The 12203-nt window shown below is 71.8% G+C and carries 11 protein-coding genes and 1 riboswitch; of the genes, 6 read left to right on the forward strand and 5 right to left on the reverse strand.

The window, feature by feature from the left end; genetic code table 11:
* Positions 1-171: 171 nt before the first annotated feature.
* Entirely contained in the window at positions 172-1185 is a 1014-nt protein-coding gene (gene trpS / locus ACFPQ9_RS15890) for a tryptophan--tRNA ligase (RefSeq protein WP_380853148.1), read from the reverse strand.
* 89 nt (positions 1186-1274) lie between these two features.
* On the opposite strand from trpS, the gene ACFPQ9_RS15895 reads away from it, so the two are divergent.
* The 4 genes from ACFPQ9_RS15895 (at position 1275) to ACFPQ9_RS15910 (ending at position 4780) form a co-directional block, all read left to right on the forward strand.
* Positions 1275-1877: an RNA polymerase sigma factor gene (locus ACFPQ9_RS15895; RefSeq protein WP_380853149.1), complete on the forward strand. Its 603-nt coding sequence runs from the start codon at positions 1275-1277 to the stop codon at positions 1875-1877.
* A 343-nt stretch (positions 1878-2220) separates the two neighbouring features.
* Positions 2221-3099 (forward strand): hypothetical protein, encoded by an 879-nt coding sequence (locus ACFPQ9_RS15900; RefSeq protein WP_380853918.1) that lies wholly within the window; start codon positions 2221-2223, stop codon positions 3097-3099.
* Positions 3100-3293: 194 nt separating this feature from the next.
* Entirely contained in the window at positions 3294-4058 is a 765-nt protein-coding gene (locus ACFPQ9_RS15905; RefSeq protein WP_380853151.1) for a hypothetical protein, read from the forward strand.
* Complete coding sequence (locus ACFPQ9_RS15910) at positions 4055-4780, forward strand: hypothetical protein (RefSeq protein ID WP_380853153.1); 726 nt, start codon at positions 4055-4057, stop codon at positions 4778-4780. The genes ACFPQ9_RS15905 and ACFPQ9_RS15910 overlap by 4 nt, the downstream gene beginning before the upstream one ends.
* Before the next feature lie 23 nt (positions 4781-4803).
* On the opposite strand, the gene ACFPQ9_RS15915 is transcribed toward ACFPQ9_RS15910, so the two are convergent.
* Positions 4804-6252, reverse strand: coding sequence for a glycine hydroxymethyltransferase (locus ACFPQ9_RS15915; protein ID WP_380853155.1), 1449 nt, complete (start codon positions 6250-6252; stop codon positions 4804-4806).
* Positions 6253-6283: 31 nt separating this feature from the next.
* Positions 6284-6381: riboswitch (ZMP/ZTP riboswitch) on the reverse strand.
* 161 nt (positions 6382-6542) lie between these two features.
* Here ACFPQ9_RS15915 and rocD point away from each other — a divergent pair.
* Positions 6543-7757 (forward strand): ornithine--oxo-acid transaminase, encoded by a 1215-nt coding sequence (gene rocD, locus ACFPQ9_RS15920; protein ID WP_380853157.1) that lies wholly within the window; start codon positions 6543-6545, stop codon positions 7755-7757.
* 93 nt (positions 7758-7850) lie between these two features.
* Here rocD and ACFPQ9_RS15925 read toward each other — a convergent pair whose 3' ends face one another.
* Entirely contained in the window at positions 7851-9035 is a 1185-nt protein-coding gene (locus tag ACFPQ9_RS15925; RefSeq protein WP_380853159.1) for a glutathionylspermidine synthase family protein, read from the reverse strand.
* A gap of 16 nt (positions 9036-9051) precedes the next feature.
* Positions 9052-9405: a hypothetical protein gene (locus ACFPQ9_RS15930; protein WP_380853161.1), complete on the reverse strand. Its 354-nt coding sequence runs from the start codon at positions 9403-9405 to the stop codon at positions 9052-9054.
* Positions 9406-9554: 149 nt separating this feature from the next.
* Here ACFPQ9_RS15930 and ACFPQ9_RS15935 point away from each other — a divergent pair, with 149 nt between their 5' ends.
* Complete coding sequence (locus ACFPQ9_RS15935; RefSeq protein ID WP_380853920.1) at positions 9555-10382, forward strand: hypothetical protein; 828 nt, start codon at positions 9555-9557, stop codon at positions 10380-10382.
* A gap of 300 nt (positions 10383-10682) precedes the next feature.
* On the opposite strand, the gene pdxR is transcribed toward ACFPQ9_RS15935, so the two are convergent.
* Complete coding sequence (pdxR, locus tag ACFPQ9_RS15940; protein ID WP_380853163.1) at positions 10683-12101, reverse strand: MocR-like pyridoxine biosynthesis transcription factor PdxR; 1419 nt, start codon at positions 12099-12101, stop codon at positions 10683-10685.
* Positions 12102-12203: the final 102 nt, after the last annotated feature.

Consider the following 12203-nt stretch of genomic DNA (forward strand, 5'->3'; position numbering starts at 1 on the left):
TCGTCTCTCTTGTGAGCTCTCGCCCTGTTGGTGAGCGCGAGCGGCCGCCTTTGCGGCCACCCGGCTATCGACTGTACGGCCACGACTGTGCTGCGGGCAGGCGCAACCGTAGTGATGTGCAGCGCTGTGCGGTGGTACGGCCGTGTTCCGGCCGCCTGCCGTGGTGCGGGCTCAGTGCTTGGCGGGCAGGAAGCCCACCTTGTCGTACGCCTGGGAGAGGGTCTCCGCGGCGACGGCGCGCGCCTTCTCCGCGCCCTTGGCCAGGATCGAGTCCAGCGTCTCCGGGTCGTCCAGATACTGCTGGGTGCGCTCCCGGAAGGGCGTCACGAACTCGACCATGACCTCGGCGAGGTCCGTCTTGAGCGCACCGTAGCCCTTGCCGTCGTACTTCTGCTCAAGTTCCGCGATTCCCGTCCCCGTGAGGGTCGAGTAGATGGTGAGCAGGTTGCTGACACCGGGCTTGTTCTCGGCGTCGTAGCGGATGACGGTGTCGGTGTCGGTGACCGCGCTCTTGACCTTCTTGGCGGTGGCCTTGGGCTCGTCGAGGAGGTTGATGAGGCCCTTCGGCGTGGACGCCGACTTGCTCATCTTGATCGCCGGGTCCTGGAGGTCGTAGATCTTCGCCGTCTCCTTGAGGATGTACGGCTTCGGGACGGTGAAGGTCGGCCCGAAACGGCCGTTGAAGCGCTCGGCGAGGTCACGGGTGAGCTCGATGTGCTGGCGCTGGTCCTCGCCGACCGGGACCTCGTTGGCCTGGTACAGCAGGATGTCCGCGACCTGCAGGATCGGGTACGTGAACAGGCCGACCGACGCCCGGTCGGCGCCCTGCTTGGCGGACTTGTCCTTGAACTGGGTCATGCGGGAGGCCTCGCCGAAGCCGGTGAGGCAGTTCATGATCCAGGCGAGCTGGGCGTGCTCGGGGACGTGGCTCTGGACGAAGAGCGTGCAGCGCTCGGGGTCGAGACCGGCCGCGAGGAGCTGGGCGGCGGCGAGCCGGGTGTTGGCGCGCAGCTCGGCCGGGTCCTGCGGGATCGTGATCGCGTGCAGGTCGACGACCATGTAGAACGCGTCGTGGGACTCCTGCAGAGCCACCCACTGGCGGACGGCGCCCAGGTAGTTGCCGAGGTGGAACGAGCCTGCGGTGGGCTGGATTCCGGAGAGCACACGGGGTCGGTCAGAGGCCATGCTCATCATTCTCTCAGGTCTCGGGGGCCGGTTCGGAACTGGCGGGAAACAGATGGGAACCGATCCGTCCCCGGCGGTGTAACAAAGGTGTGAGGACGCGGGAGGGGGGCCGCATCGTCGATGAGGCCGCGGTGATCGCACGTGTACGCGCCGGGGAGCCGGAGGCGTACGCGCAGCTGGTGCGGGCCCATACGGGCATCGCGCTCAGGGCGGCCGCGGCGCTCGGGGCGGGTGCGGACGCGGAGGACGTGGTGCAGCAGGCCTTCGTCAAGGCGTACTGCTCACTGGGCCGGTTCAAGGACGGCGCGGCGTTCAAGCCGTGGCTGCTGGCGATCGTGGCCAATGAGACGAGGAACACAGTGCGTACGGCGGCCCGCCAGCGCACGCTCGCCGGGCGCGAGGCGGCGTACGTGGAGGCGGAGCCCCTGATACCGGAATCGGCGGACCCGGCGGTCGCCGCGCTGGAGATAGAGCGCCGCGCTGCGCTCCAAGGCGCCCTTGAGCAGCTGAGCGAGGAGCACCGCCTGGTGGTGACCTACCGCTATCTCCTGGAGATGGACGAGTCCGAGACGGCCCAGGCCCTGGGCTGGCCCAGAGGCACGGTGAAGTCCCGGCTGAACCGCGCGCTGCGGAAGCTGGGTCGTCTGCTGCCGGATTTCCAGCCTCGGGAAGGGGGTGATGAGCATGAATGACGAACGGAAGCATTACGACGACGAGGGCCAGGGGGCGCTCGAGAGCGACGGGCCGCGCGCGTACGGGAGCGAAGGCGCCGCGGGCGACGAGGGCGCCGGTGGGACGGGGCGGGACGGACGGGGAGACACCGGGGGTGACGCGAGTGCCGACGGGGGCGATCGGAGTGTCGGTCACCGGCGTGTCGGTGATCATGAACGAGGTGCCGGCGGCCGAGGGCCGGTGGATCGTGGTCGGGGTGGCTCCGAGGAGCGGGGGCCAGGTGGTCGCGGTCGCCGTTCCGAAGAACGGGGTCCCGGTGATCGAGGTCGGCCTTCCGAAGGGCGGGATCCCGGTGATCACGGTCTGCGTTCCGAAGAGCGAGGTCCCGGTGATCGCGGTCGCCGAGGAGACCCGACACGCCTGCCGGAGGAGCTGCGGGCGCTCGGGCGCTCGCTGGACCCGCCGGGCGCGGCGGACGGCGCCGAGACCATGGTCGAGCGGGTGCTGGGACAGCTCCTCGCCGAGCAGGTGCCCGTGCCGGTGGCCGAGCCGCCGGGCCCGGCCGAGCGGCTGCGGGCCGTGCGGCGCTGGACGCGGGTGCGGTGGCGTTCGCTGACCGCGGCGCTGTGCGGCCTGCTGACGGTGCTGGTGCTCACGCCCCCGGTGCGGGCGGCGGTCCTCGACTGGTTCGACTTCGCGGGAGTGGGAGTGCGGTACGACCCGTCGGCGGCCCCCTCCCCCGGCGCCGCGGTCCCCGGCTGCGAAGCCCCGGTGTCGCTCGCCGAGGCCGAGCGCCGGGCCGGCTTCGCACCGCTGGTGCCGAAGGAACTCGGCGCCCCGGACGCGGTCGCGGTGACGGGGGAGCCACGAGGACGGTTCCTGGTGAGCCTGTGCTGGCGCGAGGACGGGCGCACGATACGACTGGACGAGCGGCCGGCGAGCCTGGACATCGGCTTCGCCAAAACGGTCCGCGAACCTCCGGAGTGGATCGTGCTGGACCCGGGCGCGTCGAACAGTACGGCGGACAACCAGGCCCTGTGGTTCCCCCGCCCGCATCTGCTGACCTTCTGGCTGGTGGACACGAGCGGGGAGCGCTTCACACGCGAGGAGCGGACGGCCGGTCCGACGCTGCTGTGGACCCACGGCGCGGAGGGCGAGAGTGCGGCGCTGCGGCTGGAAGGGGTGGCCTCGAAGGAGCGGGCCGTGGCGATCGCACGGTCGGTCGAGAAGGCGGCGCGCTAGCCCCCCTCGAAGGGGGCCATCAGGGAGGCCCCCGAAACAGCCGGTCCGGGGATTTCGGTCCGGACCATGGCCCGAAAAGCACGGTCCGGACAAAGTGGGTGCGGGGTGGGAACCCAGGCGGGTCGGGCGGTGTACCAGAAGTGACACGCGGCTCGGGACGGGCCGCACGGGGATCGCTCGGGTTGGGGGTTCGGATGGGCGGAATTGGAGTCGGCCGCTGGGGCAGTTGGAGGGGCCGGTGTCGTGAACTCGCTGCGCTGGCCGGCGCGTTGGCGGCGGCGCTCGCAATGCTGCTGTGGGGCGCTGCCGCCCCCGCGTCGGCCGGCGGACCGACGAGCGTGCTCCTGGTTTCTCCGGAAAGCACGGAGACGGCCTCGCTGTACTACTCCGACAAGGAGTACGAAGAGCTGGAGCGACTGCTCGGCACAGCTGGCAAGGGCACGCGGGACAAGCCACCGGAGGCCGGTCTGACGGCAGCTCGCCAGATCAACGTCACCTGGATGGTCCATGACGTGTCGCCCTGGCGCCTCGACCGGGTCTATCCGGTCGACGACGGCAAGGACGTCTGGATCCACACGGCGGCGAACCTGGGCAGCACGACGAACGGCACCTGGCACCGAGCCGACCGACCGTCCCAGCTGCGCGCCCTGCTCTCGAAGCTGGGACTGATGGGCGAGACCTCCTCCGAGGGCGGTGCGGCGATCTTCCCGCCGGACGAGGAGGTATCCGGGACGGACGCCGGCGCGCAGGACCCGTCCGCCGCCGCGGCTGCCGAGGCCACGGACGCGACACCCTCGGCCGCGTCGGGATCGGGTGACGGCACCGACTGGTGGTGGGCGCTGCCGGGCGCGGCGGCCGGAGCACTGCTCGCACTCGCCCTGCGCCCCATCGCCATGCGACTCCCCTTGGACCGCCTGCGCGGCGAGCCGGGGCCGAGGCAGGAGCTGCGGGACGTATGAGGGCGGACCTGAGCGGAAAACTGCGGCTCGCGCTGCTCGTGGCGGCGTCGGCGGCCCTGGCCCTGTGGGGAACAGGCGCGACCGCGCGGGCCACCCCGGCACAGGCGCGGGACGTACCCGACGTGGCGATGGTCGTCGCGGGCGGCACGGGACGCACGATCGCACTGCACTCGGGCCAGCCGGACTTCGCCCGCCTCTGGCAGCTGTTGCAGCCGACATACGTCGGGACGGAGCGGGTGCCGGAGGGCTGGGCGGACGGGCGTCATCCTCCGATAAGGCTCACGGTGCTCTGGGGACTGACGGGGGTCGGAGGCTGGCCGCAGACGCATCGGGCGCCGGGCGGAGACGTGGCGATGGAGCGGCAGGACCAGCTGTTCCTGGCCGGGGACGGCACCCCCTGGGTGCGGTCGGATCTCGCGCCGGACCTGGAGGACGACGACATCCGCTGGCATCGGGCACCCCGTTCCGTCTTCGAGCGGCTGGACCTGTCGGCGCTGCTCGGGGAAACGGGGGACGAGCTCGCCGGGAGTGCCGTGGGCGCGGCGGCCGAGGACCGGCCGGGTGCGGTGTGGGATGACGCCGAGTGGGCGCTGGCAGGGCTGGCCGTCGGGTTCGCGACGGGGGTCGGCGGCACGCTGCTGATACGCCGCGCGGCGGCCCGGCAGGAAGCCGGACCGCCGCGACAGGTGCCCCGCCAGGAGCTGATCGACCTGGATCTCTAGGCCGTCGGCGCAGATGGCGGGCGTCAGCCCAGGTCGATCTCCGGGTACAGCGGGAAGCCGGTGACGAGGTCGGTGGCACGGCGGGAGATCTCGTCGGCGACCTTCGGGTCGAGGACGTGCTGCGCCTTGGACGGTGCGCCCTTGCTGGTGGTGCCTGCCTCGGTGGTGGTGAGGACGCGGTCGATGAGGGCGGCGACCTCGTCCATCTCGGCGGTGCCCAGGCCGCGGGTGGTCAGGGCGGGGGTGCCGATGCGGATGCCGGAGGTGTACCAGGCGCCATTGGAGTCGGCCGGGATGGCGTTGCGGTTGGTGACGATGCCGGACTCGAGAAGCGCGGCCTCGGCCTGGCGGCCGGTGAGGCCGTAGGAGGAGGCGACGTCGATCAGGTTCAGGTGGTTGTCGGTGCCGCCGGTCACCAGGGTCGCGCCGCGGCGCATCAGGCCCTCGGCCAGCGCGCGGGAGTTGTCGACGATGCGCTGGGCGTAGTCCTGGAAGGAGGGCCGGCGGGCCTCGGCGAGGGCGACGGCCTTCGCGGCCATGACGTGCGGGAGCGGGCCGCCGAGGACCATCGGGCAGCCACGGTCGACCTGGTCCTTGAGGGAGTCGTCGCACAGGACCATGCCGCCACGCGGGCCGCGCAGCGACTTGTGGGTGGTGGTGGTGACGATCTGGGCGTGCGGGACCGGGTCGAAGTCGCCGGTGAGGACCTTGCCGGCGACGAGACCCGCGAAGTGGGCCATGTCGACCATGAGCGTGGCGCCGACCTCGTCGGCGATCTCACGCATGATCCGGAAGTTCACGAGACGGGGGTAGGCGGAGTAGCCGGCGACGATGATCAGCGGCTTGAACTCGCGGGCCGAGGCACGCAGCGCCTCGTAGTCGATCAGGCCCGTGGCGGGGTCGGTGCCGTAGGAGCGCTGGTCGAACATCTTGCCGGAGATGTTGGGGCGGAAGCCGTGGGTGAGGTGGCCGCCGGCGTCCAGGGACATGCCGAGCATGCGCTGGTTGCCGAAGGCGCCGCGCAGCTCGGCCCAGTCGGCCTCGGAGAGGTCGTTGACCTGGCGGACACCGGCCTTCTCCAGGGCGGGGGCCTCGACGCGCTGGGCGAGGACGGCCCAGAAGGCGACGAGGTTGGCGTCGATGCCGGAGTGGGGCTGGACATAGGCGTGGCGGGCGCCGAAGAGCTCGCGGGCGTGCTCGGCGGCGAGGGACTCCACGGTGTCGACATTGCGGCAGCCGGCGTAGAAGCGGCGGCCGACGGTGCCCTCGGCGTACTTGTCGCTGAACCAGTTGCCCATCGCGAGGAGGGTGGCCGGGGAGGCGTAGTTCTCGGAGGCGATCAGCTTGAGCATCTCGCGCTGGTCGGCGACCTCCTGGCCGATGGCGTCGGCCACGCGCGGCTCGACGGCGCGGATCACGTCGAGGGCGGAACGGAAGGCGGTGGACTCGGTGGAGAGGGGCTCGGCGGGCATGGGGACCTCCGGACGTCGTGTGCAGCGATCACGGTACGGCCCAGGCGCACGGCACTCGGTCTGGACTTCGGTCCAGGGGCCGCTCCCCGATGGTTGGTCCATCCCAGCGCGCCAGTCACGGCCCGTCGATCAGCCTACCGGGCAGGCCGGCGCGCCATGGCCGCGCGTCCACCATGCGAGCCACGATAGGAGGGGGCGGCACAACACGCGTGAGGCAGGAAATGGACAGTGGCCGTGAGCCTCGTGACTGCCGGGACACGAGCCCTCGCGGCGGCGGAACGGAGAGCCCCGTGACTACGTCGAGCACTACCGCATCGCAGATCGCCGCGATCGACGCGCACAGTGCGCACAACTACCACCCGTTGCCGCTCGTGATGGCGACGGCGGACGGGGCCTGGATGACGGATGTGGAGGGACGGCGGTATCTGGATCTGCTGGCCGGGTATTCCGCACTCAATTTCGGGCACGGCAACCGGCGGATCCTGGCGGCGGCGAAAGCGCAGCTGGAGCGGGTGACGCTGACGTCTCGGGCGTTTCATCACGACCGCTTCGCCGCGTTCTGCGATCAGCTCGCACAGCTGTGCGGGATGGAGATGGTGCTGCCGATGAACACCGGGGCGGAGGCGGTGGAGACGGCCGTGAAGACGGCCCGGAAGTGGGGTTACCGGGTCAAGGGTGTGCCGGCGGAGATGGCGAAGATCGTGGTCGCGGGCAACAACTTCCACGGCCGTACGACGACGATCATCAGCTTCTCCACCGACCCGGAGGCGCGGGCGGACTTCGGGCCGTACACGCCGGGCTTCGAGATCGTGCCGTACGGGGATCTGACGGCGATGCGGGAGGCGTTGACGGAGAACACGGTGGCCGTGCTGCTGGAGCCGATCCAGGGCGAGGCGGGGGTGCTCATGCCCCCGGCCGGTTATCTGCCGGCGGTGCGGGAGCTGACGCGGGAGCGGAACGTGCTGTTTGTGGCCGACGAGATCCAGTCGGGGCTGGGCCGGACGGGACGTACCTTCGCGTGCGAGCACGAGGGGGTCGTGCCGGATGCGTATGTGCTGGGCAAGGCGCTCGGGGGCGGGGTCGTGCCGGTGTCGGCGGTCGTGTCGTCGGCCGAGGTGCTCGGGGTGTTCCGGCCCGGGGAGCACGGGTCGACGTTCGGCGGGAATCCGCTGGCGTGTGCGGTGTCGCTGGAGGTGATCGCGATGCTGCGGACGGGCGAGTTCCAGGCCCGGGCGACCGAGCTGGGTGCCCATCTGCACCGGGAGCTGGGCCTGTTGACCGGGACGGGGCGGGTGACGGAGGTGCGGGGTCGCGGGCTGTGGGCGGGGGTCGACATCGCGCGGGCGTACGGCACGGGGCGGGAGGTGTCCGAGAAGCTGATGGACCGGGGCGTGCTGGTGAAGGACACCCACGGGGTGACGATCCGGATCGCGCCGCCCCTGGTGATCGGGAAGGAGGATCTGGACTGGGGGCTCGCCCAGTTGCGGGCTGTGCTCGGGGTGTGAGTGCGCCGTCGGCTCGGCGGAGGGCGGAGTGGGCGATGACCCGGCCTCGCGAGGGAAGCACGTTACGATTCGAGACGTATCGTATTGCTTTGCTCAGAGGATCACGTGCGGCAGGAAGCGGGCGTACTCGTCCGTGATCAGGCCGGAGGACTCGCGGATGCCGAGGCCGGCCGACTCGTCCTCGACCACCCATGCGCCGAGGACGACGTGGTTGCCGTCGAAAGCGGGCAGGGGGGCCAGCCACTGGTAGCAGCAGGGTTCGTCGCGGACGACCGCCTCGGCGCCGGGTTCGTGGATGGTCACGCCCGCGCCCTCGCGGCCCAGCAGGGGCTTGGCGACATAGCCGGTGGTGTCCGCCAGTTCCCGGGGGCCGTCGAGGTAGGCGGGGAGCAGGTTCGGGTGGTCCGGGTAGAGCTCCCAGAGGATGGCGAGGAGGGCCTTGTTGCTGAGGAGCATCTTCCAGGCGGGCTCGATCCACAGGGTGGTCCCCGTGCCGCCGCCGTTGTCGAGGGTGTCCAGGACGTGGTCGGCGAAGCGGTCGGTGGTGAGCCATTCCCAGGGGTAGAGCTTGAAACAGCTGCGGATGAAGCGTAGTTGCGTGTCCACGAAGCGTCCGGAGAGCCGGTCCCAGCCGATCTCCTCCATGGAGATCCAGCCGGTGTCCAGGCCCGCCTGTTCCGCGGTCTCCTTGAGATAGGCGACCGTCATCAAGTCCTCGCCGAGCTCGTCGGCCGAGGAGTACGCGAAGTGGAGCGGGGCGCCCGGCGGGAGCAGGGCTGCCTGCTTCTTCCAGGCGGCGACGAGGCGTTCGTGCAGGGAGTTCCACTGGTCGGCGCCGGGGAAGCGGTCCTCCATCCAGAACCACTGGGGCGAGGCGGCCTCGACCAGGGAGGTGGGGGTGTCGGCGTTGTACTCCAGCAGCCTCGCCGGGCCGGTGCCGTCGTAGTGGAGGTCGAAGCGGCCGTAGACGGAGGGCAGTTCGACGCGGCGGTGCCAGGCCTCGGCGACCGCGTTCGCGATGCGCGGGTCGGTGATGCCGAGGTCGGCGAAGCGGCCTGCGGAGACGATGTGGTCGGCCGCCGCGAGGCACATGCGGTGGAGTTCCTCGACGGTCTCCTCGAGCGCCTCGACCTCCGGGAGGGAGAACACGTAGTACGCGCTCTCGTCCCAGTACGGGCGCAGGGAGTCGTCGGGGTGGCGGGTCAGCGGGTAGATGAGCCCCTGTTCCTCGACGGTCTGCTGCCAGTCGGGGCGGGGTTCGATCGTGCGGCGCTCCATGGTGTACGGGTCCTGCTCAGCCGCCGCCGCTGCCGGAACCCGAGCAGCCGAAGCCGCCCCGGTCGACGGCCTCGCTGCGGCTGAAGGTGCCGTAGTCGGCGCGGCCGCGGTCGACGTCGGAGTCGTAGTACCAGGCGGCGTCGGAGCTGCCGGTCTTCCTCTTGCCGCCCTTGCCGTACGACGAGCCGGAGCTGGAGCCGGACTTGCAGTTCTTGTCCGCGACGACCTTGTAGCCCTCGTAGGTGTAGCTGTCGCGGTCGACGCAGCGGCGGTCGGGGTCGGAGCTGCACGAGGTCAGCGCTGCCGCGATGACTCCCATGCCGCCGAGTACGACCGTGCTGGAGCGCAGCCTTCGCCGTGTTTCCGCCATGTGTGTCTCCCCCGATGTTCTTGATGAGCCGGTTGCCGAACCTGGTTGTCCGTGGTTCGTCAGGCAGACAGCCTAGAGATCGGTGCGGGTCCGGCTGTCGGGGGGCTGGCGTTCTTCCGCTCGCCTACAGTCGCTTTGTGCTGTTTGGGATGTTGTGTGCGCTGGCTGCGGCGGTCTGCTTCGGTACGGCGACCGTGTTGCAGGCGATGGCCGCGCGGGCGGCGAGTGCGCAGGGTGGCCGGGGTGGCGAGGCGGGGGTTCTGCTGCGGGCGCTGCGGCAGTGGCGCTATCTCGCCGGACTGGGCCTGGACGGGCTGGGGTTCGTGTTCCAGGTCCTCGCCCTGCGGTCGATCCCCATCTACGCCGTCGGGGCGGCGCTGGCGTCCAGTCTCGCGGTGACCGCGGTGGTCGCGGCGCGGCTGCTGCGGGTGCGGTTGCGGCGGGCCGAGTGGGGCGCGGTGGGGGTGGTCTGTGCCGGGTTGGCGATGCTGGGGCTCTCGGCGGGGACGGAGGGGGACACCGGTGGGTCGGACGCGTTGAAGTTCTCGATGCTGGGGGTGGCGTTGGCCGTGCTCGGGGTGGGGCTGGCGGGTGGGAGGTTGCCGGAGCGGGGGCGGGGGCTGGTGCTCGGGCTGGCGGCCGGGTTCGGGTTCGGGGTGGTGGAGGTGGCGGTGCGGCTGATCGATTCGGTGGCCGTGCCGGAGGTGCTGCGGAATCCGGCGACGTATGCGCTGCTGGTGGGGGGTGGGGCGGCGTTTCTGGCGTTGACTTCGGCGTTGCAGCGGGGGTCGGTGACGGTGGCTACGGCGGCGATGGTGATCGGGGAGACGGTCGGGCCGGCGGTGGTGGGGGTGGTGTGGCTGGGGGACCGTACGCGGGAGGGGTTGGTGTGGTTGGCGGTGCTGGGGTTTGTGGTGTCGGTGGCGGGGGCGTTGGCGTTGGCGCGGTTCGGGGAGGCGCCGGGGGAGGAAGGGTGAGGGTGGTCGTGGCTGAAGGGTGAGGGTGGGTCCGCTGAAGGGTGAGGGTGGGTCGTGGCTGAGGTCGGGTTTTCTCGCCCGTCGGGTTTTCTCGCCCCCGCCGCCCCTACCCGTCCCATCCTCCAGGGGCGCTGCCCCTTCGACCCCGGCCACCCCTGGGGGCTGCCGCCCCCCAGACCCCCGCATCGGCCTGAACGGCCTCGTCCTCAAACGCCGGACGGGCTGAGAGGTCTCACCCGCCGGCCTGAGCTGAAGGGCAAGGACCGGCTCGGTCCCGAACGCCGAACCGACCCGGACGAGTCACGGCAACACCCTGCACAGCGCCTCCAGCGCCCCCGCCCACGCGTGGTCCGGCGGGGTTCCGTAGCCCACGACCAAGGCGTCCAGGGGGTCCGTCGTCGCCTTCTCGTGGCGGTAGGCGGTCAGGCCGTGCAGGGCCATGCCCTGCCAGGTCGCGGCCTGGACCACGGAGCGTTCCGTGCCGGGTGGGAGCCGCAGGACGGCGTGCAGGCCGGCGGCGATGCCGGTGACCCGGAGATGGGGAGCGTGCGTGGACAGGGCGCGGACCAGGGCGTCGCGGCGGCGCCGGTAGCGCAGGCGGGCGGCCCGGACATGGCGGTCGTAGGCGCCGGACGTCAGGAACTCGGCCAGGGTCAGCTGGTCCAGGACGCCGCAGGTGTCCGAGCCGCCCTTCGCCGCCGTGACCTCGTCCACCAGCGTCGGCGGCAGCACCATCCAGGCCAGGCGCAGGCCGGGGGCGAGGGACTTGCTGGCGGTGCCCAGGTAGACGACGTTGTCGGGGTCGAGGCCCTGGAGCGCGCCGACCGGCTGGCGGTCGTAGCGGAACTCGCCGTCGTAGTCGTCCTCCAGGACCAGTCCGCCGGTGCGGCGTGCCCAGTCCACCACCGTCGCGCGGCGGTCGCGGTGCAGCGGCAGGCCCATCGGGAACTGGTGGGCGGGAGTGAGGAGCACGGCTCCCTGGGAGGTCAACTCCGCCGGGTTCGTGCCCAGTTCGTCGAACGGGAGTGGCCGTGTGGTCAGGCCTGCCGCCGTCAGCTGGGTCCAGTGCGGCGGGAGGCCGTACGACTCCACCGCCACCGTGCGCAGGCCGCGCGCCCGCAGCACCCTGCCGAGCAGTTGGAGGCCGTGTACGAATCCCGAGCACACCACGATGCGCCCCGGGTCGGCGCGCACGCCCCGCGCTCGGGCGAGGTAGCCGGCGAGGGCGGTGCGCAGTTCTGCGTGGCCGCGCGGGTCGCCGTAGCCGAGGGCCCCGTTCGGGGCGGCCAGGAAAGCGCGGCGGGCCGCCTTGAGCCATTCCGCGCGGGGGAAGGCGGCCAGGTCGGGCGTGCCGGGGACCAGGTCGTAGGCGGGGCGCGGGCGCTCGGGGCGGGGTGCGGCGGTCGTGCCCGTCGGCGGGGTCACCGTGCGGTCGGCCACCCGGGTGGCGGAGCCCTGGCGGGCGGTGAGCCAGCCCTCGGCGACGAGTTCGGCGTAGGCCTCGGCGACCGTGTTGCGGGCGATGCCCAGGTCCGCGGCGAGGGAGCGGGAGGACGGCAGCCGAGTGCCCGGCGTGAGCCGCCCGGTGCGGACCGCTTCGCGCAGGGCATCGGTGAGACCTCGGCGCAGGCCGGGGCCGACCGGCTCGAGGTGGAGGTCGACACCGAGCGCGCCGCCTGCCGTCCGGCCCGCTGGTGAAGCTGCTCCGTGTTCCGTCATGGACGCTGACGCTACTCCAGGGGCACCGCCCCGCCGACCTGGTCACCGGCGGGAGGGGAACACACGAACACACCCGACCCACGCGCGACGGCCGCGAACGGC

It is taken from the genome of Streptomyces coerulescens, from assembly GCF_042657965.1.
Lineage (GTDB): Bacteria > Actinomycetota > Actinomycetes > Streptomycetales > Streptomycetaceae > Streptomyces > Streptomyces coerulescens.